This window comes from Glutamicibacter sp. NPDC088483 (assembly GCF_044753145.1).
Lineage (GTDB): Bacteria > Actinomycetota > Actinomycetes > Actinomycetales > Micrococcaceae > Glutamicibacter.
In genome coordinates this window covers 202,794-225,050 of the sequence record NZ_JBIVMP010000003.1, presented here as the reverse complement: position 1 = coordinate 225,050, position 22,257 = coordinate 202,794, and the positions used below count along the sequence as shown (strand labels likewise).

Annotated in this window: 15 protein-coding genes; 6 read left to right on the top strand and 9 right to left on the bottom strand. The window is 63.6% G+C overall.

The genetic code is table 11. The features are described 5' to 3' along the window. Positions 1 to 14 precede the first annotated feature (14 nt). The gene (locus ACIP6G_RS07840) at positions 15 to 1,463 is read right to left on the bottom strand and encodes an amino acid permease (RefSeq protein WP_365942727.1); all 1,449 of its coding nucleotides are present in this window, start codon (positions 1,461 to 1,463) and stop codon (positions 15 to 17) included. Positions 1,464 to 1,593: 130 nt separating this feature from the next. Here ACIP6G_RS07840 and mmuM point away from each other — a divergent pair, with 130 nt between their 5' ends. Beyond that, the gene (gene mmuM / locus ACIP6G_RS07835) at positions 1,594 to 2,541 is read left to right on the top strand and encodes a homocysteine S-methyltransferase (protein ID WP_365942728.1); all 948 of its coding nucleotides are present in this window, start codon (positions 1,594 to 1,596) and stop codon (positions 2,539 to 2,541) included. 112 nt (positions 2,542 to 2,653) lie between these two features. Here the strand turns inward: mmuM and ACIP6G_RS07830 are convergent, their stop codons facing one another. From ACIP6G_RS07830 to ACIP6G_RS07805, 6 genes are all read right to left on the bottom strand, one after another. After that, the gene (locus ACIP6G_RS07830; RefSeq protein ID WP_365942729.1) at positions 2,654 to 3,406 is read right to left on the bottom strand and encodes a hypothetical protein; all 753 of its coding nucleotides are present in this window, start codon (positions 3,404 to 3,406) and stop codon (positions 2,654 to 2,656) included. A 126-nt stretch (positions 3,407 to 3,532) separates the two neighbouring features. Beyond that, positions 3,533 to 4,351: a xanthine dehydrogenase accessory protein XdhC gene (xdhC, locus tag ACIP6G_RS07825; RefSeq protein ID WP_365942730.1), complete on the bottom strand. Its 819-nt coding sequence runs from the start codon at positions 4,349 to 4,351 to the stop codon at positions 3,533 to 3,535. A gap of 2 nt (positions 4,352 to 4,353) precedes the next feature. Beyond that, on the bottom strand, positions 4,354 to 6,687 hold the full coding sequence (xdhB, locus tag ACIP6G_RS07820) for a xanthine dehydrogenase molybdopterin binding subunit (protein ID WP_365942731.1): 2,334 nt from the start codon (positions 6,685 to 6,687) through the stop codon (positions 4,354 to 4,356). Next, positions 6,684 to 8,189, bottom strand: a complete 1,506-nt coding sequence (locus tag ACIP6G_RS07815; RefSeq protein ID WP_365942732.1) for an FAD binding domain-containing protein — start codon at positions 8,187 to 8,189, stop codon at positions 6,684 to 6,686. The genes xdhB and ACIP6G_RS07815 overlap by 4 nt, the downstream gene beginning before the upstream one ends. A gap of 272 nt (positions 8,190 to 8,461) precedes the next feature. Next, positions 8,462 to 9,964: an NCS2 family permease gene (locus tag ACIP6G_RS07810; RefSeq protein ID WP_105662034.1), complete on the bottom strand. Its 1,503-nt coding sequence runs from the start codon at positions 9,962 to 9,964 to the stop codon at positions 8,462 to 8,464. A gap of 12 nt (positions 9,965 to 9,976) precedes the next feature. Continuing rightward, positions 9,977 to 10,462 (bottom strand): nucleoside deaminase, encoded by a 486-nt coding sequence (locus ACIP6G_RS07805; protein WP_400289445.1) that lies wholly within the window; start codon positions 10,460 to 10,462, stop codon positions 9,977 to 9,979. Between the two features lie 435 nt (positions 10,463 to 10,897). Between ACIP6G_RS07805 and ACIP6G_RS07800 the strand changes: the two genes are divergently transcribed. Genes ACIP6G_RS07800 through ACIP6G_RS07790 form a run of 3 tightly spaced genes read left to right on the top strand, consistent with a single transcriptional unit; the run spans position 10,898 to position 15,934 of the window. Beyond that, positions 10,898 to 12,307: an MFS transporter gene (locus ACIP6G_RS07800; RefSeq protein WP_400289442.1), complete on the top strand. Its 1,410-nt coding sequence runs from the start codon at positions 10,898 to 10,900 to the stop codon at positions 12,305 to 12,307. 1 nt (position 12,308) lies between these two features. Next, entirely contained in the window at positions 12,309 to 14,444 is a 2,136-nt protein-coding gene (locus tag ACIP6G_RS07795; protein ID WP_365942735.1) for a molybdopterin oxidoreductase family protein, read from the top strand. Next, entirely contained in the window at positions 14,441 to 15,934 is a 1,494-nt protein-coding gene (locus ACIP6G_RS07790; RefSeq protein WP_365942736.1) for an FAD-dependent oxidoreductase, read from the top strand. The genes ACIP6G_RS07795 and ACIP6G_RS07790 overlap by 4 nt, the downstream gene beginning before the upstream one ends. A 260-nt stretch (positions 15,935 to 16,194) precedes the next feature. Here ACIP6G_RS07790 and nirD read toward each other — a convergent pair whose 3' ends face one another. Next, entirely contained in the window at positions 16,195 to 16,572 is a 378-nt protein-coding gene (gene nirD / locus ACIP6G_RS07785) for a nitrite reductase small subunit NirD (RefSeq protein WP_105662151.1), read from the bottom strand. Positions 16,573 to 16,930: 358 nt separating this feature from the next. Here nirD and nirB point away from each other — a divergent pair, with 358 nt between their 5' ends. After that, positions 16,931 to 19,546, top strand: coding sequence for a nitrite reductase large subunit NirB (gene nirB, locus ACIP6G_RS07780; RefSeq protein WP_400289439.1), 2,616 nt, complete (start codon positions 16,931 to 16,933; stop codon positions 19,544 to 19,546). Between the two features lie 22 nt (positions 19,547 to 19,568). On the opposite strand, the gene ACIP6G_RS07775 is transcribed toward nirB, so the two are convergent. Then, a complete protein-coding gene (locus tag ACIP6G_RS07775) occupies positions 19,569 to 20,558 on the bottom strand; it encodes an aldo/keto reductase (protein WP_332595089.1) in 990 nt (329 codons plus the stop codon). A 133-nt stretch (positions 20,559 to 20,691) separates the two neighbouring features. Here ACIP6G_RS07775 and ACIP6G_RS07770 point away from each other — a divergent pair, with 133 nt between their 5' ends. Then, on the top strand, positions 20,692 to 21,573 hold the full coding sequence (locus tag ACIP6G_RS07770) for an SPFH domain-containing protein (RefSeq protein WP_400289437.1): 882 nt from the start codon (positions 20,692 to 20,694) through the stop codon (positions 21,571 to 21,573). The last annotated feature ends 684 nt before the right edge of the window (positions 21,574 to 22,257 follow it).

Genomic DNA, 22,257 nt, shown 5'->3' with positions numbered 1-22,257 from the left:
GACTCTGCGCCGGTTCAGTTTCCCGCGAACGATCCCGCACTTTGAGCTTCACGCTGCGGGCTGAACACCCCAGCGCCATGGCGCCAGCGGTAATAGGCCAAGCAGGCAAGGGTGAACGGGACACCGAAGTACAGTGCTGGACGCTGCACTGGATCAAAAGCCACGCCCACCAGTGAAGCGCCAAGCAGCACCAAGGCGATGATCGGCAGAATCGGGAACAATGGTGCCCGATAGGGCAGGGAATCGGTGGATCCATGCAGGGCTACGTAGTGCCGGCGGAACGACAGATGCGATGCACAGATCACGATCCACACCGCTACTACCGCAAACCCGGCAATGGATACCAAAGCCATGAAGAGCGACTGCGCCGCGATGAAGCTGGAGAACAGCGATACCAGTCCGCCGAGGATCGACAGGCTCAGGGCCAGCATCGGAATGCCCCTGCTGTTGGTCTTGGACAGGGCTTTGGGCGCCTGGCCTGCGGCTCCCATGGAATGCAGCATGCGAGCGCATGAGTACAGTCCGGAGTTGCCTGCCGAGAGCAGGGCGGTGATGATCACGAAGTTCATGATGTCCGCACCGGCTGGCAGGCCGGCGACATCCAGGACCGTGACGAAGGGACTTTCATTCGCGCCCGCCTCGGCAAACGGGATGATTGCGGCTACGGCCACGATGGCACCGATGAAGAACACCGCCAGGCGAACCACGGCGGTGCGGATGGCCCGCGGAATGCTCAGCTGCGGGTTCTTCGCCTCGCCGGCAGCTACGCCGATCAGCTCGGTACCGCTGAATGCGTAGAACACCGAGAGGACGGTGACCAGTACTCCGGTAATCCCCGCAGGGAACAGTCCCCCTTCGGTGCTGAAATTGGACAGGCCAATCACGCCGGCGTCACTGGCCGGGTTGATGCCGATGATCGTGGCGGCGCCGACGACAATCACCAGCAGCACCGCCGCCACCTTGATCAGCGCAAACCAGAATTCGGTTTCTCCGAAGACTCGCGATGAAGTCGCATTCAGCGCAAACAGCAAAGCCGCGAAAACCAGTGAGAAGACCCAGACGGAAATCGAGGGGAACCAACGTTGCATCAGCAACCCGGCTGCGGTGAATTCGCTGGCCAGGGCTACCGCCCAGCACAGCCAGTAGAGCCACGCCGTGGCAAAACCCCACGCTGGTCCAAGATCACGGGTGGCGTGTGCATGGAATCCTCCTGCCACCGGATGCCGCGCCGACAGCTCTCCCAGCCCGCTCATCACCATGTAGGCCACCAAGGCTCCGACTGCATAGGCCAGCACTGCGCCCAGCGGTCCGGCTTGGGCAATGGTGTATCCGGAGGAAACGAACAGGCCCGAGCCGATCACCCCGCCCAAAGCGATCATCACCAGATGACGCGAGGTCATGGTTCTTAGCAGCCCGGAATCGGCTGGTGCAGTCTCGTTGGTGCTGACGATGCTCTCGGTCATGCGGCTCCTTGTGGAATGAATGCGCTTGCAGGATATCGAGCTTGGACGGCAGTCCCGGACGGGCATGTCATCTGTGGTCACACGGCGTCAAGGTCGGTCATCCAAGCACTCGGCGTGTACCCTCGATGACGTGCATATCCCAAACCACCCCAGCAATTTCCGTGACGCATTGCGCGCCGAAGGCAGCCCGCCAATCATCCTCGACGGCGGTCTCGGCACCCATCTGGCCGATCGCGGCAATGACGTGACCGGGCACCTGTGGTCAGCGCAGATCCTCATGGACCGCCCCGAAGAGGTCCGCGCGGCGCACCAGGACTTTTTCGCTGCCGGTGCCCAAGTTGCCACGACCTGCTCCTACCAGGTCAGCTATGACGGCCTGGCTCAGGTGGGCTCCGAGCAGAAGATGGAACAAATGCTGCGCACCAGCGTGCGCCTGGCGCGAGAAGCCTCCAGCGTTGGGAGCGCGGACGCAGCACGCTGGGTGGCCGCCTCGGTGGGTCCCTACGGTGCCGGACCGGGCGCCGGGACCGAATACGACGGCGCCTATCGCAAGACGGCCTCCGAGCTGGCCAACTGGCACCGCAAGCGCTTGGAAATCCTGGCTGACGCCGGTGCCGATCTGGTCATCTTTGAAACCGTGCCCAGCCTGGCAGAAGCAGAAGCATTGACCGTATTGGCTCGGGAGCTGCAGCTGCCGGCGTTGCTCAGCCTTGCGGTGCGCGCCGATGACCAAGGCCGAGTGGTTCTGGGCGATGGCACCGATCTTCGAGTCGTAGCCGGAATCGTTCAGGAATCCGGCGTGTGGGACGCAGTCGGCGTGAACTGCTGCCCGGTACCCCAAGCGGTGGCCGCGTTGCAGATTCTGGGAGAAGAAACCGGCTTGCCGCTGTCGGCCTACCCGAATAGCGGAGAAATTTGGGACCACGAAGCTCGTGTGTGGGTCCCAGGAACTGAAGGCAATGATTTGCCCGGAGCGGTTCCCGAACTCGTGGCCGCAGGCGCTCGCCTGATCGGCGGTTGCTGCCAGGTCACCCCGGGACAGATCACCCGGGTCCGCGAAGCCGTCCAGCTCGGCTAAAGCCCTTCCAGGCACTTCGGCTTCCGCTGAGCCAGCGGCTTGTCCGTAGCCCTGGACAGTGCGCGAAAAAGCCGGCAGCAACACGCAGTTGCTGCCAGCTTGAGACCAGTTACTAGAACTCGAAGTCGCCGAAGTCCCCACCGGCACCGCCGAGGAAGTCCCCGAACATGCCTTCGGCCTGGCCGCCCAGGCCTTCACCGGCCGCGGAGAGCTGTTCCCCGGCACCGGATACGGTATCGCCCAGGCCCTCGGCCATGGAACCGAACTCTTCGCCGATGCCGGCGAAACCATCAAGCAGCGGTCCAGCAATGGCGGTGCCGATGAACGCACCTGCCACGCCGCCGAGCAGGCCAACACCCAAGCCGCCGGCCGCGCCGGCAGCCATGCCCAAGCCCCGTCCCTTGCCGCCGGAACCCAAGATCTTGTCCATGAACCCGGGACGCGACATCTCCGCGCGGGTTGCCGAACGGGCCAGGTCCCTTGGGTCCTGGCTCATCGGGCGTTCTGCCGGCGGCAACTGCTCGGAGAGTTCATGATGCAGCAGTTCGCGTTGCTGCGGGGTCAGCCGGGCGAAAGCCTCGGCGTGGGCGCGTTCCATATCCTGCGGCGGAGCGGTACGGAGCATGTAGCGGTACTTCTCGATCGCGGCCTGATCCTCGCGCGACGGTGCCGAGGCCGGCTGGTTGCCGTAGCCGCGCTCGCCGTAGTTCTGCTGCTGGTAGCCGCCGGGATTCTGCTGGTAGCCGCGTTGCTGGTTATTGGAGCCGCGCTGATTGCTATTGGAGCCGCGCTGGTTGAGCTGTTCCCGGACGTACTCGCCGGCCATTTGCTTGCCCTTGCGCAGCAGCTTGTCGAACATGGACATGGAATTGGCCTCCTAGACGTTGCGGGCGCGGTGCACGAAGCACCGCTCTCCCCTGTTTAAACTCCCCGGCATTGCTCCTTGTTCCCCACGTTAGACAATTCTCATAATCGCCCGTCGGCCCCGCATCTAGGCGCTGCGCACCGGCTGCTTTGCCCCGGACGTGATCCTCGCCAGCAAGTCGGCAGCCACGGACACCGCAATCACCGCCGGCTGCTTGCCCCGCACCTGCTCGATCCCAATGGGGCACTGGATGGCCGCGATCTGTTCGTCGCTGAAGCCGCTGGCACGCAGATTCTTCTGGAAGCGGGCCCACTTGGCACTCGACCCGATCAATCCAATCGATCCCAAACCCGGGTGGCGCAACGCGGCATCGCACAGGTGGAAATCCTCGGCATGATCGTGCGTCATGATCAGCACATGCGTTCCCTCCGGCAGGCAGCTGAGCACCTGCTCCCCGAGCACCGCCACCGCCGAATGGATCCGCGCCACGCTCGGTTCTAGGACCGGCAGGTCCTCCAGGAATTCCGGGCGCGAATCAACCAGATGCAGCTCCAGGTCATGGCGGGCGAGAATGCGGGCCAATTCCATGCCCACATTTCCCACCCCGAAGATCGCCACCGTGGCAGGAACCGGCAAGGGCTCTAGCAGCACCGTGATCTCGCCGCCGCAGCATTGCCTGCCGTACTTGGCCGGGGCCTTGTCGCTGAGCTTCATGGTGATGCTCTGCGGCTGGTTCCCGCCCGCGCTGATCATCTGCCGGGCCCGTTCCATGGCCGCCATCTCCAGGTTGCCCCCGCCGATGGTTCCGAAGATCTCCTGGCTGGCAATCACCATTTTCGCGCCGGCCTCGCGCGGGGCATGCCCGCGCACCGCGGTGATGGTGGCCAGCACCGCGGGACGCCGTTCATTGCGCAGCGCGGTGACAGCTTCAATCCACGACAGCATGGCTACCTCTCCTCCCGCGCCGCTTCGATCGCCCAGAACACCGCTTCCGGAGTCGCCGGGGACGCCAGCGGCACCGAACGCCCGGAGCGGCCGAAGGAGGCAATGGCCTGACGCAGTGCCTCGCGCACCGAGAAGGCGAGCATCAGCGGCGGTTCTCCCACGGCCTTGGATCCGTAGACCGCGCCTTCCTCATGCGCCTTGTCCAGCAAGCTGACGTTGAAGACGTCGGGCATCTCGGAGAAGCTCGGGATCTTGTAGGTGCTCGCGGCTTGGGTGGCCACCCGTCCGCGGCCCGGGCCATCGGAGGTGTCCCAGCGCAAATCCTCCAGGGTCAGCCAGCCAGCCCCCTGCACGAACCCTCCCTCGATCTGCCCCAGATCCACCAGCGGCGAGAGGGAATCGCCCACATCATGGACGATATCCACGCGGCGCAGCACATAGGAGCCGTCAAAGCCGCTGACTTCCACCTCGCTGGCCGCCACCCCGTAGGAGAAGTACTTGAACGGGCTGCCCGTCATCCGCGACAGGTCCCAATGCAGCCCTTCGGTCCGGTAGAAGCCGGCGGCCGAAAGCTGGACCCGCTGGAAGTACGCGGCGTTGACCACGTCTTCCCACCCCAGCGATTCGCTCTTGCCCAGCGCGGTGACCCTGCCGCCGCTGAAGCGCAGGTCTTGCGCCGGAACCCCCAATTTTCCGGCGGCCACCTGCGCGAGCCGGCCGCGGATCTGCTCGCACGCATCCTTGACCGCGCCGCCATTCAGGTCGCTGCCCGAACTGGCTGCGGTGGCCGAGGTATTGGGCACCTTGTCGGTGCGCGTAGGGGCAATGCGCACCTTGGATAGCGGCACGCCCAAGGCGGTGGCGGCCACCTGCAGCATCTTGGTATGCAGGCCCTGTCCCATTTCGGTGCCGCCGTGGTTGACCAGCACCGAACCGTCCTTGTAGACCAGCACCAACGCGCCGCCCTGGTTGAAGGCGGTGAGGTTGAAGGAGATGCCGAATTTCACCGGCGTCATCGCCAGCGCCCTTTTGGCGTGCTCGTGCCCGGCATTGAATTCTGCGATCTGCTCCTCGCGCGCGGCGATATCTGCCGAGCCGAGCAGCTGGGTCCAAGCAGCCTCCAAGCGCTCGGGATGCCGGACCGGCTGGTAGTACGGGGTGTCCTGTCCCTGGGTGTAGAAATTGCGGCGGCGCAGTTCCCGGGCGTCCAATCCCAGCTGCGGGGCCACCCGGCCCAGGATGTCTTCCATGACCAGCATGCCCTGCGGACCGCCGAAGCCGCGGAACGCGGTCTGCGAGGTCTTATGGCATTTGGCGATGCGCCCGTTAACCCTGATATTCGGGATCCAATAGGAATTGTCGATATGGCACATCGCGCGGGTCAGCACCGGTTCGGACAGATCCAGGCTCCACCCGCCGTCAGCGGTCAGCTGGGCCTGCAGGGCCAGGATCTTGCCCTGATCGTCGAAGCCGATTTTCCAGGTTGCATGGAATCCGTGGCGCTTGCCGGTCATGGTCATGTCCAGGGTGCGGTCCAGCCGCACCCGCACCGGCCGTCCGGTGAGCACCGCACCGAGGGCCGCCACCGCGGCATAGCCATGGGGCTGCATTTCCTTGCCGCCGAAGCCTCCTCCCATGCGCAATACCTGCACGGTGACCTCGTGGGCACCAATGCCCAGCACATGCGAGACGATGTCCTGGGTTTCGGTGGGATGCTGGGTGGAGCAGTGGATCATGATCTGCCCGCTCTCATCCACCATGGCCAGCGAGTTCTGCGTTTCCAGATAAAAGTGCTCCTGGCCGGCGAACTCGAAATCGCCCTCGAAAACATGGGCCGCCTGCGCGAAGGCTGCCTCCGGATCTCCCTTGGAGATCTCGGGCTGGATGCCGTGGAAGCTGTTGGCCCCGATCGCGTCCTTGATGGTGACCAGCGAGTCCAGCGGTTCGTACTCCACGCGCACCGCCTTGGCCCCGGCCTTGGCAGCTTCCAGGTCTTCACCCAGGACCCACGCCACCGGCTGGCCGAAGAACATGACCTCGTGGACCGGGAGCAACGGCTCGTCGTGCTTGGCGCCCTGGTCATTGACCCCGGGGATGTCTTTCACGGTGATGACCCGGACCACCCCGGGTACCTGCTGCGCCGCGCTGGCATCCAGGCCCAGGATTTTTCCATGGGCGCAGGTGGACTGCACCGGGTAGGCATGCAGGACCCCGGCCAGGCGCGCAGCTAGGTCGTCGGTATACAGCGCGGTGCCGGTGACGTGCGCGGCCGCCGATTCGTGGCGGTGGCGCTGGCCGACTACCGGAGCGTCGGGGCGTTGGGATAGCTGGCTCATGAGTTCTGCTCCTGTCCTGCTTCAAAGCGGCGTTCAAGCTGCTGGGCATAGAACCGTTCAAGCGAGGAGGCCAGCATGGCCTTGCGGTAGTTGGCGCTGGCCCGATGGTCATCCATCGGGGTTCCTTCGGTGCCCATGGTGCGCGCGGCGGCCCGGATGGTTTCCAGGTTCCACGGCTGGCCTTCCAGCTCGGCTTCGGTGGCCACGGCGCGCAGCGGGGTGGCGGCCACGCCGCCCAGCCCGATCCTCGCCGTGGTAATCATGCCGTCCGACACCGTGAGCGCATAGCCGATGGCTACCGAGGAAATGTCATCGAAGCGCCGCTTGGAAATCTTCTGGAAGCTGGTCAGCGGTGCCAGCGGCAGCGGGATGCGGATCGCGGTGATCATCTCCCCCGGCTCGCGCACGGTCTGCCGGTAGCCGGTGAAGTAGCCCGAAAGCGCCACCATCCGGTTGCCGCGGATGCTGGAAAGCACCAGCTCGGCCTCCAGCGCCAGCAGCGCCGGCGGGGTGTCGCCAATGGGCGATCCGGTCCCCAGATTGCCGCCGATGGTTGCGCTATTGCGGATCAGCTTTGACGCGAACTGCCCGAAGAGCTGGGAGAGCAGCGGAACCTGCCCGGCGAGCTTGCGTTCCAGTTCGCTCAGGGTGCAGCCTGCACCCAATTCAAGGTACTGCTCGTTCCAGTGGATCTGGCGCAGCTCGGGCAGCCGGTCGATGGCCAGCACCGAGCGGGCGCGGGCGCCCTTGATGTTGACCTCCACGCCCCAGTCGGTGGCACCGGACACCAGTACGGTCTGCGGTTCGGTTGACAGGATCTGCAGTGCCTGGTCCAGGTCCGCCGGCCGGCGGAAGCGGCCCAGGTCCCCGGTAGGGGTATCGGCGCGCTGGATGTCGGTGGCCACCGGTGCCGGGGCCCGGTGCTGGGTCCGGGCAGTCAGCGGGTCATCCGGCTCAGGCTCGCCCAGCGCGTAGGCGGCGTCGCGGATCGGGCGGTATCCGGTGCAGCGGCAGAGATTGCCCGACAGCGCGTGCAGGTCGAATCCATTCGGTCCGCACTCGTGCTCCCCGCCATCACCCGCGCTGACTGCGGGATTGGCGGTCCGCTCGGGGCGGTAGTATTCGGCGGCCATGGAGCAGACGAATCCGGGGGTGCAATAACCGCACTGGGATCCGCCGCGGTTGGCCATCTCTTCCTGCACCGGATGCAGCGCCGCGACGCTGCCCAGCCCTTCGGAGGTGATGATTTCCTGGCCGTCGAGCGCCGCGGCCGGCAGCAGGCAGGCGTTGACCGCCGTCCACCTGCTGCCTTCCCCATCGCTGCGGGCCACCAGGATCGAGCAGGCGCCGCACTCGCCCTCGGCACAGCCTTCCTTGCATCCGATCAATTGCTGCCCGCGCAGGAAATCCAGCGCGTTGGTATGCGGCGGCCCGTCGAATTCCCGGACCTTTCCGTTGACCGTAACCTGGCATTTTGTCTCTTGCGTTGCCTCGGCGCTCATGCCGTTGACACCTCCTGCGCCCGGGTATCGCCCGGCGCACCATGAATGAATTGGATAATGGGTGGGATCTGGCGCCCTGCCGGAAGTTCCAGGCTCGTCCAGGGCGCCGCCGCGTGCTGCGGCGGGATCAGTTTCCGTGCGCTATCTGGCCCTTGGACCAGGCGAGGCATCCGCCCATGATTACCCTCCAGAATTCGGATCATTCACATCCATGCAAACCATCAAGGTGAGCCACCTCACCTCAGTGGATCCTTACTATAGCCCGTATCAGCTCAGGCCAGTAGGGCCGTGATCGGGCCCCGTGCGAAGTACACCAGGAAGCCCAGCGCCACCACCCACAGCAGCGGGTGGATCTTGGCGTACCGCCCGGCCGCGGTGTTCACCACCACCCAGGCGATGAACCCTGCGCCAATGCCATTGGCAATGGAGTAGGTCAGCGGCATGGTGATCAGGGTGAGGAACGCCGGCATGGCGCTGGAGAACCGCTTGAAGTTGATCTCGCGGATCTGCGCGCACATCAAGGTGCCCACCAGAACCAGTGCCGCGGCCGCCACCTCAATGGGAACCACCGAGGTCAGCGGCGTGAAGAACATCGAACCCAGGAACAGCACCCCGGTGATGACCGAAGCCAGCCCGGTGCGCGCCCCTTCCCCGATGCCGGCCGCCGAATCCACGTAGACGGTATTCGAGGAGGACGAGCCCATGCCTCCGGCCACCGCGCCCAGGCCCTCGACTACGAACGCGGCCTTCAGCCGCGGGAAGGTGCCGTCCTTGCGCGCCAGACCGGCATTCTTGGCCAGTCCGGTCATGGTGCCCATGGCGTCGAAGAAGTTCGTGAACACCAAGGTGAACACCAGCATCGTCGCCGCCAGCGCGCCGATCCGCCCGAAGGAGCCGAACAGGTCGAACTCCCCGGCCAGCGACAAATCCGGCAACGAAACGATATTTCCCTGCAGCACCGGCATGTTCAGGTGCCAGCCATGCGGGTTATCCGCGCCGGCTGGCCCGATCCTGAACACCAGCTCGGCGATCATCGCCAGCACCGTGGAGATCACGATGCCGATCAGGATCGCGCCCTGCACCCCGCGGGCCACCAGCGCGCCCATGATCAGCAACCCCACCACGAAGACCATGGTCGGGATCGAGACGATCGACCCGCCATCGCCCAGCTGGACCGGAGGCCCGGCGGCGGTACGGGTGACGAAGCCGGAGTCCACGAACCCGATGAAGGTGATGAATAGCCCGATGCCCACCGTAATGGCGGCCTTCAGGTCCTTGGGGATGGCCCGGAAGATCGCGGTGCGCACCCCGGTCATCCCGAACAGGACGATCAGCACGCCGTTGACCACCACCAGTCCCATGGCCTCGGGCCAGGTGACGTCCTGGATCACCGAGACGGCCAGGAAGGAGTTGATGCCCAGCCCGGCGGCCAGGCCGAAGGGCAGGTTGGCGATCAGCCCGAACAGGATGGTCATGGCCCCGGCGGTCAGCGAGGTCATGGCCCCGACCTGCGCGGCCGGAAGCCAGTTGCCGGCCACATCCACGGGTGCGGCCTCGGCGCTGAATCCGCCGAGGATCAGCGGGTTGAGGATCACGATGTAGGCCATCGTGAAGAAGGTGACGATCCCGCCGCGCAATTCCCGCGCCAGCGTGGACCCGCGTTCGGTGATGCTGAAGAACGCGTCCAGGATGCCGCCCGGCCCGCCCGGCCGGCGCGGCTTGCTGCCGCGCTGCGCGCCCTGGGGGCCAGCTGGCAAGCGACTTGTCGTGGTCATGGTCCTGGACCTTTAGTAGTCGGTCCGGGATTCTTGCGAATCCCATGCCTTGAACGGCAACAGGTGCTCGCCGCCTTCGGACTGGAAGCAGTTCACCGGCATCAGCGAGCGGTTGGATTTTGCTTCGAAATAGTCGTAGAACACCGCGTCGTCGAATCCGGCGACAGCCGCATCATGCCTGTTGGCCGCGAAGAAGACCTTGCCGATGCGGGCCCACAGCGAGGTGGCCAGGCACATCGGGCAGGGTTCGCAGCTGCTGTAGAGCACGCAGCCGCTCAAGTCGAAGGTCCCCAAGGCGGCGGCCGCGGTGCGGATGGCCACCACTTCGGCGTGCGCCGATGGATCATTGTTGGCCGTGACGCGGTTGACCCCTTCGAAGACCTGGCCGTCGGGGGCGACCACGACGGCGCCGAAAGGCCCGCCGGCGTTGTGGACATTTGTGGTGGCAATATCGATGGCCATCGAAAGATAGTCTTGGCCAGTGGTAGTAACGCTCATCGCGTGGCTCCTCATGCTTTGGACAAGAGAACCGCAGCGCGCTGCTTGGCGCTAGCTACCGGTTGCGCTTGTCACCTGAAATCGATCAGTTGCATGCCCGGTAGATAGCGACCCATCAGGTGGGTGCCCGCCATAGACAGCTACGAGATTATCAGCGGATTGTGACGCACGCAACACTTCTTTTGAAATCTCTTTTTCGCATCATGAACAAAAACTTGCCGTCTTGCCGCTCATCCCCTCTCCCACTTGCAGCGATCCGACGGGACTGGCCCTCCCTCCAGCACCGCGAATCCCGAAGCTGGATCGTTGCCCCGGGGCTCGGGTTTCCAACACATTACAGCCGCCTATCGGCGCACCGATCCGGCGGGTGAATTTAAGTTCCCTTCGGCGCAACAACCTGAGCACCTAGGCGAAATACCTCTTTGAGAAGCTCAGATGCATCAAGTGCTAGAGAAGGGATCGGATAACGTGAGCGCACAGCTAGAAGCATCTGACACATCGCAGGCACTGCAAGTGCAACCGGGACGCTGGGTCAGCAATTGGACCCCGGAGGATCCAGAATTCTGGAAGCGCACCGGATCTGCGGTAGCCAGCCAAAACCTCAAGTGGTCCATCTTCGCCGAGTTCCTCGGATTCAGCGTTTGGCAGCTTTTCGCCATTGTCGTGGTCTATCTTCCAGTAGCGGGATTCAGCTACAGCACCACGCAGCTGTTCTGGCTGATCTCCATCCCGAGCCTCGTCGGTGCCACACTGCGCATCCCCTACACGTTCATGGTGGCCCGTTTCGGCGGGCGCAACTGGACGGTCATTTCCGCGCTGCTCCTGCTGATTCCGGCCGGCGGCATTTCCCTGGCCCTGGCTGATCCGTCCACGCCATTCTGGGTCATGCTCAGCCTTGCGGCGCTGACCGGCTTCGGCGGCGGAAACTTCGCTTCCTCGATGGCTAATATCACCTATTTCTACCCCGCTTCCCGCAAGGGATGGGCGTTGGGCCTCAACGCCGCCGGCGGCAACCTCGGCGCGGCGGTCGCCCAGCTGCTTGTACCGGTCATTGTCACGGTCTTCGCCGCCGGGGCGTTGCAGCTACCGCTGGCAGGGATGCTCTGGATCCCGTTGATTCTGCTCTCCGCATGGGGTGCCTGGAAATACATGCACAACCTGTCGTCGGCCCGCTCAGATATCCGCGGCGCCATTGCCTGCCTGAAGGTAAAGCACCTGTGGATCATCTCCGCACTGTATGTGGGAACCTTCGGCTCCTTCATTGGATTCTCGGCAGTTTTCCCCAAGCTGATCGTTGACACCTTCCCCGAATACGCGGCCTTGCCGTTGGGCACCGCAACCATCACCTTGGCTTTCCTCGGCCCGCTGGTCGCGTCCCTGGCCCGTCCATACGGCGGCAAGATCGCTGACAGGCTCGGCGGCGCACGCATCACCGTGGCGACCTTCGGAGCCATGGCCTTGATTACCGCTGCGCTGGTGCTCAGCCTGCCACGGGCCAACTTCTGGATGTTTCTATTCCTGTTCTTGCTGCTCTTCACCGCAAGCGGCATCGGCAATGGCTCGACCTACCGCATGATCCCGGCAGTCTTTGCCCTGAGCGACGAGGGAAAACAGGCAAGCCAGGTGGATTCTTCGCGCAAGGCGGCCGCAGCCCTCGGTTTGATCTCGGCCATTGGCGCCTACGGCGGCTTCCTGATTCCCCAGGCCTTGGGCCTGTCCGTATCCAGCACCGGCGCCTACACCACGGCGTTCATCATCTTCATCGCGGTCTACCTGCTGCTCATGGCCACCGTATGGTTCGCCTATGCACGCTCAGGCACCCGTTTCGCCCAGCACGGAGTCTAGGATGACCGACACTCATTGCCCCTATTGCGCCCTGCAGTGCGGCATCACCTTGGAACCCAACCAGCAGGATCACGGCACCGAACCGGTGAGCCTGAAGGGACGGGACTTCGAGACCAATGGCGGGGCGCTGTGCCGCAAAGGCTATAGCGCCGCCACGCTGCTCGATCACCCAGAACGCCTGCAATCACCCCTGCTCCGTCAGCCCGATGGAAGCTTTGCCCCGGTTAGCTGGGAGCATGCGCTGGATCTGGTTGCCGAAAAGGCGCTGGGCATCCGGGCCGAATCCGGAGCCGACGCACTCGCGGTCTTCGGTTCCGGTTCGCTGACCAATGAAAAGGCCTACCAGCTGGGCAAGTTCGCGCGGCTGGCCCTAGGTACCTCGCGGATCGACTACAACGGACGGTTCTGCATGTCCTCGGCAGCCGCCGGCACCAACCGCGCCTTCGGCTTGGACCGGGGATTGCCTTTCCCGCTGGCTGATCTGGATTCGGCCGGGATGATCCTGATGCTCGGTTCCAACGTGGCCGATACGATGCCGCCCTTTGTCCGGCATCTGGCCGGAGCCCGTGAGAACGGCGGGCTGATCGTGGTTGATCCTCGCCGTTCAGCTACAGCCAAGCTCTGCGCCGATAATGCTGGCTGGCACCTGCAGCCGACCCCGGCCACCGACCTACCGCTGCTGCTGGGCTTGGCCCACGTGCTGGTGGCCGAGTACCTGGCCGACACCAGCTACTTGGCCGCCCGCACCAACGGTTTCGATGCAGTGAAAGCCTCCTTGGCCAGCTGGTGGCCAGAACGCACCGCCCAGGTCACCGGCGTTCCTGCCGAGCAGATCCGGCACACCGCCCGGGCCCTGGCCCAGGCGGCCAGCGAAGCGAAGGCCGGCGGCAAGCCCGTCTACATCCTCACCGGCCGCGGCATCGAGCAGCATTCCAACGGCACCGATACGGTCACCGTCGCGATCAACCTCGCGCTGCTGCTCGGCTTGCCCGGAACCCTGGCCGGCGGCTACGGCACCATCACCGGCCAGGGCAACGGGCAGGGCGGTCGGGAACACGGGCAAAAGTGCGACCAGCTTCCCGGCTACCGCAAGATCACCGACCCGGAACACCGTGCACAGGTTGCCCGCGTCTGGGGCGTTGCCCCGGAAACCATTCCCGGTCCCGGGCTTCCCGCCGTTGAACTCCTTGACGCGCTAGGTACCCCCACCGGTCCGCGCATGCTGATGGTCCACGGGGCCAACCCGGTGATCTCCGCACCCGATGCGTCGCTCGTGATCCACGCACTGTCCAGGCTGGATTTCCTGGTGGTCTGCGACTTCTTCCTCTCGGAGACTGCAGCCCGAGCGGACCTGGTCTTGCCGGTGCTGCAATGGGCTGAAGAAGAAGGCAGCATGACCAACTTGGAGGGGCGGATCCTGCGCCGCCGCGCTGCCTTGGCGGCACCGGAACATGCGCGCGGCGAACTGTGGATCCTCGCCCAGCTCGCCCAGCGGCTGGATGCTCCCGGCCACTTCTCCCCCGATCCGGGGGAAGTTTTCGAAGAACTCAAAGAAGCGTCAGCCGGTGGCCTGGCGGACTACTCGGGGGTGAGCTGGGATGACCTCGATGCCGGGGCGGTCATCTACTGGCCGTGCCCTGCAGGCACCGAAGTGAAGGCCGAGCGCGGCATCCGCAATGGAACCCCTCGGCTATTCCTTGACGGTTTTGCGCATGCGGATCGGCGTGCAGTGCTGGTGCCAGTTGCTTTCCAACCGGAACCCCGGAAGAACAACGCGGCCGTGTCCCTGGTGACCGGCCGGCTGCTGGAGCACTACCAGTCTGGCGCCCAGACCCGCCGTGTTCCCGAGCTGGCCCAGGCCGCCCCGGAACCGCTGCTGGAAATCCATCCAGCCACAGCCCTAGCCCACCAGATTGTCCAAGGACAAAAGGTCGTGATCCGCAATGAACGCGGGGAAGTCACCGCCCGCGCACTGCTGAGCTCCGATGCCCGGCTGGACACGGTCTTCCTGCCCTTCCACTACCCGGATTCCGGTACCGCAAACCTGCTGACCGAGGCGAAGGTCGACCCGCACAGCAAGATGCCGGAATTCAAGCACGCCCATGTTTCGCTGAGCGCTGTGAAAGAGGAACAATGAACGAGCAACGCCCTCAACGCATTATCATCATTGGCTTCGGCCCCGTCGCCGCGTCCCTTGTCGAAGGGCTGCTCCCGGCAACGGCGGCCGGCCACTGCGCCATCACCATCATCAGCGCCGAAGACCACCTGGCCTACAACCGTGTGCTGCTCGCTGAACTGGCAGCCGGAGCCGCCGAGTTCGAACACCTGGGCATGGTGGATCCGCAGCGCTTGGCCGATGCCGGAGTCGACGTGCGCTTGGGCGTGCAGGCTACCGGCATCGATCGCTCACGGCGCCGGATCCATCTGGGCGGCAATGACTATGTGTCCTACGACCGGCTTGTGTTCGCCACCGGCGCCCGGGCGGTGATCCCCACGCTCAACGGCCTGAATTTCGATCCGCACGCTGATGCTTCACTGCCAGCCGGAGTCTTCGCCCTGCGCACGGTGGATGACGCCCACCAGCTGCGCAAATCAATCGATCTTGGCCAGCGCATTTTGATTCTCGGCGGCGGAGTTCTGGGTATCGAGGCGGCCTTGGCCATTGCGCGCACCGGCGCGCAACCGGTGCTGGTGCATCATGGTCCGGCTCCCTTGGGACGCGTCGTGGATGCGGATGGAGGGGCGCTGCTGACACGTAATCTGCGTGAAGCAGGTGTCGAGGTGATCCCCGGTGCGAAGGCCAGTGGCATTCAGAAGGATGCACAGGGTTTCACCGGCCTGATGACTTCCACCCACGGACTGATCCAGGCTGATGCCCTGCTCATTTCCACGGGTGTGAGAGCCAGAACAGAGCTGGCCTCGGGCTGCGGATTACCGGTGGGCCGCGGTATTAAGACTGATGAATTCCTTTGCGCCGATACCGAGCAGCGAATTTTCGCCGTCGGTGACTGTGCCGAAGTTGCAGGACAGCCACCGGTCGGATTGCTGGCCCCGGGCTGGGCCCAAGCCGCATGGTTGTCCCAGCAATTGTTGCGGCTGATTGGTTCCACTGGCTCCGAACCGTTTGTTGCCCCGGACTTCTCTGCTTCTGATGTATTGATGCTCAAGGGGCAAGGCATCGAGCTGACCGCCGCCGGCGATATCAGCGCCGGTTATTGGGACGATACCGATCTGCAGGCAACAATCTATGCGGACCCTGCGCGCGGACGCTATCTGAAGATCGTCACCCGGCAGGATACGGTCACCGGATTCCTGGCCATGGGATTGCCGCAAACCAGTGCCGAACTCGTGCTGGCGTATGAACGGGCCACCGCCTTGCCTGAAGACCGCTCCAACCTGTTGCGGCTGGATGATCCGGCAACGGATCAAATCGCTGCTATCCCCAGCGATGATGATCAGCTGTGCCGCTGCTCGGGCGCTACCTACGGCCAGGTAGCCCATGCTGTAGGCGCTGGTTGCACCACCGTCGCCGAGGTCGGCGAGAACTGCCGTGCGGGCACCGGATGCGGCGGGTGCAAAGCGAAGATCGAAGAGTTGCTGGCCAAGGCGCCTGCTCTGGCGCAATGACTCCAATGGGCGGTCGGCTCCCAGCGAGCTGGCCGCCTTTGCCTATGTCCGGCCGGAACGCAAAGACGCAGGGACGAAAGCCATGAGCTTTCGTCCCTGCGTTTGGATGATGATGCGAGTTGCCTTATTCTTGCACGCCACCGCTGGAAAACGCGATAGCCGGAGCTAATTGGTTGCAAGCGAATCCGTCTCGTCGTTCAGTTCGTACCAGCCTTGCCAGGCCGAATGCTCTACGTTCAGGCTGCGATCTGATTTGATACTCATTTGCTCTGCTCCATCCATAGCTGTCCCTCGATTTCCATGAGCCGCTGCACTGGCAGCGGCAGCGAATCGGCGTTCAGGCATTCGCCGGTATCCAGTCGGTACACTTCCTTGTGCAGCGGGCAGGCAACGGTGGCCACGCTGGTTCCTTCGACCATGGTGTCGCCCAGAATGCCGCGGGCCATGACCTTCGCGCCGCTGTTCGGGCAGTGATGCGAGGTTGCGTAGAAGGCATCTTCTTCGGTACGGAACAGGGCCAGCTGTGTGGCCTCAAGCCACAGCGCTTCTCCCCACCCACGCTCCAGCTCTGCACTGCGGCAAAGCGGAGCCAAGCTCAAAGTAGCTTCACGGGTGTCTTCTGCAATTTGCGTGCTCATGAACGTAAGCCCTTCGTGGTTGGCATCTGCTGACATACCGAGCTTAGAAGCCGCATGTTTCGCCCGATGCTTCCAGCCGTTGCCAGTCCGTAAAGCATGCCTAACAGCAAAAATGGGCACCGTGAATCCTGGATTCTCCCGGAAATCCGCTGGTTTATCCTGTCCTTTTCCCTTTGCACAGCGATTGCCCATTGCGAATGATTCGAATATGTTTCAGCCGCTTCACCCGGCTTTCGTCTGATGGTGGAGAGAATTGCTCCGGCCGAAACACAAGGGTAATTGCGGCGCAAAGCATGCTTTCTACAGTGGACTCATCAGCCTGAAACTCACCGTTTCCCAGCGAAAGTCGAAATTGATCATGGGTACTCCACACAATGCACGCCACATCCTGGTTATCGGCGGCGGTCCCGCAGCCCACCGCTTCACCGAAGCCCTGGCCAGCCGCGCACCGCAGGATCTGAGCATCACGGTATTGACCGAAGAAACCCACCTTCCCTATGATCGCGTGGCGCTCTCCCAGGCGTTAACCAACCCCGGAGTCGATCTCACCCTCGGCGATCCGAAGCTCTGGGAAGCCGAGCATGTCACCTTGGAAACCAACGCCAAGGCCATCGCTATCGACAGCACCAAGCGCACGGTCACCACGGAAGACGGACGCATCTTCAGCTACGACGAATTGGTGCTGGCCACCGGTTCCAACGCGGCCACGTTGCCCATTGCCGGCAACGAGCACACCTTTGTGTACCGCACGCTGGAAGATGTCTGGTCCATCGCGCAGAAGGTCAAGGAACTTTCAGCTTCCCTGGGCCGCACCCCGGTGGTAGCTACCATCGGTGGCGGGCTGCTCGGTTTGGAAGCTGCCGCGGGTGCCCAAGCACTGGGTGCGGAGGCAGTAGTCATTGATGGCGGCAAATGGCTGATGGGCACCCAGCTGGATGAAGGCGCTGGCCAGGCCATGGGCCGGCTCATCGAGCAAACCGGATTCACCGTCCACAACGGCGTTTTCCCGCAAGAAATCCTGACCAGCCAGGAGTCTGGCAGCACGGCTGTCACCGGCGTGCTGATGGCTGATGAACGCACCATCGATGCGGATATGGTGGTCGTTTCGATCGGTGTTCGTCCCCGCGATGAGCTGATCCGCAATTACAACGCGGCCCTTGACGAAGCAGGCAGCCCGGCACCCCGTTTCGGCATGGGCCCCCGCGGCGGCGTGGTCATCGACGCGCATTGCGCCACCGATATCGAGCACATCTGGGCTATCGGCGAGGTCGCGAACTACGACGGTTTCTGCATCGGCCTGGTCGCTCCGGCCAACGCCATGGCGGAAATCGTGGCCGAACAGCTGGCCGGGGGCGAAGCCGAATTCGCCGGCTTCGACACCGCCACCAAGCTCAAGCTCTCCGGTGTGGACGTGGCCAGCTTCGGCGATGGCTTCGCCCGCGCCGAGGGGGCGCTGGAAGTGGTCTATGCCGATGCCCCGCGTGGCCTGTACCAGAAGCTCGTGGTTTCCTCCGATGCCAAGACACTGCTCGGCGGCATTTTCGTTGGCGATGCCACCCCGTACCAGTCGTTGCGCCCGCTGCTCGGCCGGGAACTGCCCGGCGAGCCGGGAGCGTACCTCAGCGCCCTGGGCGGCGAGGCGCCAGAAGGCGAACTGCCCGATGATGCGGTGCTGTGCTCCTGCAATTCGGTCACCGCCGGCACCATCCGCGATGCCGTCTCGGGTTGCGGCTGCTTCGAGGGCGAAGCGCCGGTCACCACCGTCTCCGGGCTGAAGGGGTGCACCCGTGCCGGCACCCAGTGCGGGTCCTGCGTGCCGATGCTCAAGAAGCTCATGGAAGCGCAGATGCTCAAGGACGGCGCGGAAGTTTCCACCGCCCTGTGCGAGCATATTTCCTTCTCCCGTCCGGAGCTCTACGAAGCCATCCGCGTGGCCGGGTTGCAGGCCTTCGGCGAGGTGATGGAACGCTTCGGCACCGGCCAGGGCTGCGATATCTGCAAGCCGGTGATCGCCAATATCCTCTCCTCGCAGACCAGCGCCCACCCGATGGATGCAGGTCTTGCCGGCGCCCAGGACACCAACGACCGCGTGCTGGCCAATATGCAGAAGGACGGCACCTATTCGGTGGTGCCGCGCATCCCGGGCGGGGAGATCACCCCCGAGAAGCTCGGCGTGATTGCCGCGGTGGCGCAGAAATACGGCCTGTACACCAAGCTCACCGGCGGCCTGCGCATCGACATGTTCGGCGCCCGCTTGGAGCAGCTGCCCGAGATCTGGCGTGAGCTGGTGGACGCCGGCTTCGAATCGGGCCAGGCCTACGGCAAGTCGCTGCGCAATGTGAAGACCTGCGTCGGTTCATCCTGGTGCCGATACGGCATGCTCGATTCCACCGCGCTGGGCATCGAAATGGAGCTGCGCTACCGTGGCCTGCGCGCACCGCACAAGCTGAAGATGGGCGTTTCGGGCTGTGCCCGCGAGTGCGCCGAAGCCCGGGCCAAGGACATCGGCGTGATCGCCACCACCGATGGCTGGAACCTGTATGTGGGCGGCAACGGCGGCGCCAACCCGGCCCATGCCCAACTGCTGGCCGGCGGGCTGGATGATCAAACGCTGTTCAAATACATCGACCGCTACCTGATGTACTACATCCGCACCGCGGACAAGCTGCAGCGCACCGCGCATTGGCTGCAGGACCTGGATGGCGGATTGGAACGGGCCAAGCAGGTGGTGATCGAGGATTCGCTGGGCCTGGCCGAAGAGTTGGAAGCGGCCATGGAAACCCACGTGGCCAACTACGAGGACGAGTGGGCCGCTACCTTGGCCGACCCGGTGAAGCTCAAGCGCTTCCGTTCCTTCGTGAACACCGCCGCACCGGATACCGAGCTGGAATATGTTTCCGAGCGGGGACAGCAGCGCCCCGCCGAGCCGGTGGCACTAGGTGCCAGCATCCCGGTCGGGGCGCCGCAAGGCTAGGAACGGCATCCCACCCGTGCTGCTACCAGCGCGGGTGGATCTGTTCGCGCAGCTTGGCGTCGTAGAGATCGCGGACCGAGGCGTTGAATCCCTCGGAAATCTGCAGCGAACCGGCTGCCGCGTTGGCGCGGGCCTGCTGCGCATTGCGGGCTCCGGGGATGATGGTGCTCACCCCGTCCTGGGCGGCCAGCCAAGCCAAAGCCACCTGGGCACTGGTGGCTTCGGGCGCCTCGGCGGCAGCCAGCTTGGCGAACTCGCCAGCGGCTTGAAGACCGGTGGCGTAGTCCACGCCGGAAAAGGTCTCCCCCACGTCGAAGGAGGAGCCATCGCGGTTGAAGTTGCGGTGGTCATCCTTGGCGAACTCGGTCTGCAGGGTGTAGCGGTTGGTCAGCAATCCGCTGGCCAGCGGCACCCGGGCGATGATCCCCACCCCTGCCTCTCGGGCTGCCGGAAGCACGGTTTCCAGCGGCTTGTGGCGGAAGGCGTTGATGATGATCTGCACGGTGGCAATGTTCGGGCGGGCAATAGCCGCCAGCGCCTCGTCCACGGTTTCCACCGAAACGCCGTAGTTGGCCATCCGGCCTTCATCCACCATGGTGTCCAGCGCATCGTAGATCGCATCGGTGGAGTACACAGGGGTTGGCGGGCAGTGCAGCTGGACCAGGTCCAGGGTGTCCACGCCCAGGTTCTTGCGGGAGCGGTCATTCCACGCGCGGAAGGCATCCAGGTTGTAGTTCTCCGGCAGCTGCTCGACACGGCGGCCCATTTTGGTGGCCACGGTGACCCCGGCATCCGGGTTGGCCTTCAGCCAAGTGCCGATCAGCTGCTCGCTGCGGCCATCGCCGTAGACATCGGCGGTGTCGAAGAAGTTCACCCCGGCTTCGTAGGCGGCATCGAGTACGGCTAGAGCGTCGGTCTCGTCTACCGAGCCCCAGTCAGCGCCTAGTTGCCAGGTGCCCAGGCCAATGGCCGACACGTTGCGGTGGGTACGTCCAAGTTCTCGTTTTTGCATGCCTCCGAGTCTAGTGCCCGAAGTGCCTATTTCCGGTCGATGGCAGATCATTCTGCTGTGTTGCGGTGTCTGAATTTGTTCTCAATTATCTAAACGATAGAATATAAATTACCGTCACACCATCGAGGAGATCATGTTCCCCACTATTCTTGCGGTCATTTGCGCCGTCGTAGGATTGCTCGTCATGCTTGCCAGCAAATCCATGAAGCCAGAAAACAAGAACCGCTCTTCCACGCGCTTCACCGGAATCAGCATCTTCATCGTCTCGCTGATCGTGCTGGCCATCATGTCCACCACCATCGTGCAGCCACGCACTGTAGGCGTGAAGGTCGCGCTGGGCAAGCCGACCTCCGTGGTGAGCAACGGCTTCCACCTGAAGTGGCCATGGGAAAAGGTCGAGAAGCTGGATGGCTCGGTGCAGAACGACGTCTACTCCGCCAGCAGCGCCATCCCGGTTCGCCTGGGCAACAACGGCCGAGCCGACGTTGACGCCTCGATCCAGTGGCAGCTGAAGACCGACGATGCAATGGACGTGTTCCTGGATTACCGCACCTTCGAGGGCATCCAGTCCAACCTCGTCGACCGCAACTTCCGCGCCGCTTTGAACGAGGTCATGGCCACCTATGATCCGCTGGAATACGGCGAACCGGCCAGCGGCGGCCAGGACCTGGAAGGCCTGGCGAAGTCTGTCCAGGAAAAGATGCAGGCCAAGGTCAAGACCCAGATCGAGATCCGCTCGGTTACCTTGCCGATCATCAACTTCGACGAGCCGACGCAGAACCGCATCAACGAGCTGCAGGCGGAAACCGCCAAGACCCGCGTGGCCCAGCAACGCAAGCAGACCAGCACCGCTGAAGCAGAAGCCAACAAGATCCTGGAACGCTCGCTGACCCCAGAAACCTTGACGTCCAAGTGCCTGGACATTGTCGCGGAGTCCGGCCAGAGCCCTATCGGCTGCTTCCCGAATTCCGGGGTCCAGCCCATTACGATGACTGGCGACAAAGACAGCAAATAGTCCCCCTTTGGTCATCGCCCCCGTCCACAGGACAGGGGCGATGACTAGCTTAACTTTGGACCTGCACTAATGAACTTCGTTGCGCTGGTGTTTACGGGGTGACTCGTGGGGAAAAGTTTTATGAATCGCTACTTGCTAATGAGATGAGCGGGTCAAGTTTCTGAAACAGAGTCGTTGATGATCCCTAAATACTCTCAAGCCGCGAACCTGTCGGCGATGTCTGAGGCGTTTTCCACTGGCTGTTCAGCCGGCTCGTCTTAGAAGGTCATGTCGTGTTTTTCCGAGTCTCTTTCTATCAATTGGTTGGAAGTCCTACACAGTTCATCTGACTGGCTTCGCGCGAGTGCAGGCATGGTTCAGATCCATCTCGAGTGAAAGCGCTGAAAGGGATCATCAAGACTGCACCATAGGAGAACACAGTATTTGATCTGGAGGAAGACCTGCTCTCCGCACGCCGGAGCAGGTGGCAGCCGATGAGGTCAATGAATTTGAGCACGCCCCAGCGCCAAGTTTCTACGACGCCGAAAATCGGCGTGACTCCTATGTGTTCGCATCTGAAACTGAAAGGTCAATAAGCGTGCGGGCGCGCTTCGAATTTGACTACACAAATACTGCACTGATCTAGTCAGCTTCCAATAGGAGCAACAGAACCCCTAACCGTATTGGCTGGGGGATTCTGTTGTT

Bases quoted from the DNA above. Each gene is read 5' to 3' on its own strand.
- ACIP6G_RS07805 (WP_400289445.1), bottom strand. From the start codon at position 10,462: ATGAGCGTTACTACCACTGGCCAAGACTATCTTTCGATGGCCATCGAT.
- ACIP6G_RS07830 (WP_365942729.1), bottom strand. From the start codon at position 3,406: ATGTCCATGTTCGACAAGCTGCTGCGCAAGGGCAAGCAAATGGCCGGC.
- xdhC (WP_365942730.1), bottom strand. From the start codon at position 4,351: ATGCTGTCGTGGATTGAAGCTGTCACCGCGCTGCGCAATGAACGGCGT.
- ACIP6G_RS07790 (WP_365942736.1), top strand. From the start codon at position 14,441: ATGAACGAGCAACGCCCTCAACGCATTATCATCATTGGCTTCGGCCCC.
- ACIP6G_RS07815 (WP_365942732.1), bottom strand. From the start codon at position 8,189: ATGAGCGCCGAGGCAACGCAAGAGACAAAATGCCAGGTTACGGTCAAC.
- ACIP6G_RS07775 (WP_332595089.1), bottom strand. From the start codon at position 20,558: ATGCAAAAACGAGAACTTGGACGTACCCACCGCAACGTGTCGGCCATT.
- ACIP6G_RS07840 (WP_365942727.1), bottom strand. From the start codon at position 1,463: ATGACCGAGAGCATCGTCAGCACCAACGAGACTGCACCAGCCGATTCC.
- ACIP6G_RS07800 (WP_400289442.1), top strand. From the start codon at position 10,898: ATGCATCAAGTGCTAGAGAAGGGATCGGATAACGTGAGCGCACAGCTA.
- ACIP6G_RS07795 (WP_365942735.1), top strand. From the start codon at position 12,309: ATGACCGACACTCATTGCCCCTATTGCGCCCTGCAGTGCGGCATCACC.
- ACIP6G_RS07810 (WP_105662034.1), bottom strand. From the start codon at position 9,964: ATGACCACGACAAGTCGCTTGCCAGCTGGCCCCCAGGGCGCGCAGCGC.
- nirB (WP_400289439.1), top strand. From the start codon at position 16,931: ATGGGTACTCCACACAATGCACGCCACATCCTGGTTATCGGCGGCGGT.
- xdhB (WP_365942731.1), bottom strand. From the start codon at position 6,687: ATGAGCCAGCTATCCCAACGCCCCGACGCTCCGGTAGTCGGCCAGCGC.
- nirD (WP_105662151.1), bottom strand. From the start codon at position 16,572: ATGAGCACGCAAATTGCAGAAGACACCCGTGAAGCTACTTTGAGCTTG.
- ACIP6G_RS07770 (WP_400289437.1), top strand. From the start codon at position 20,692: ATGTTCCCCACTATTCTTGCGGTCATTTGCGCCGTCGTAGGATTGCTC.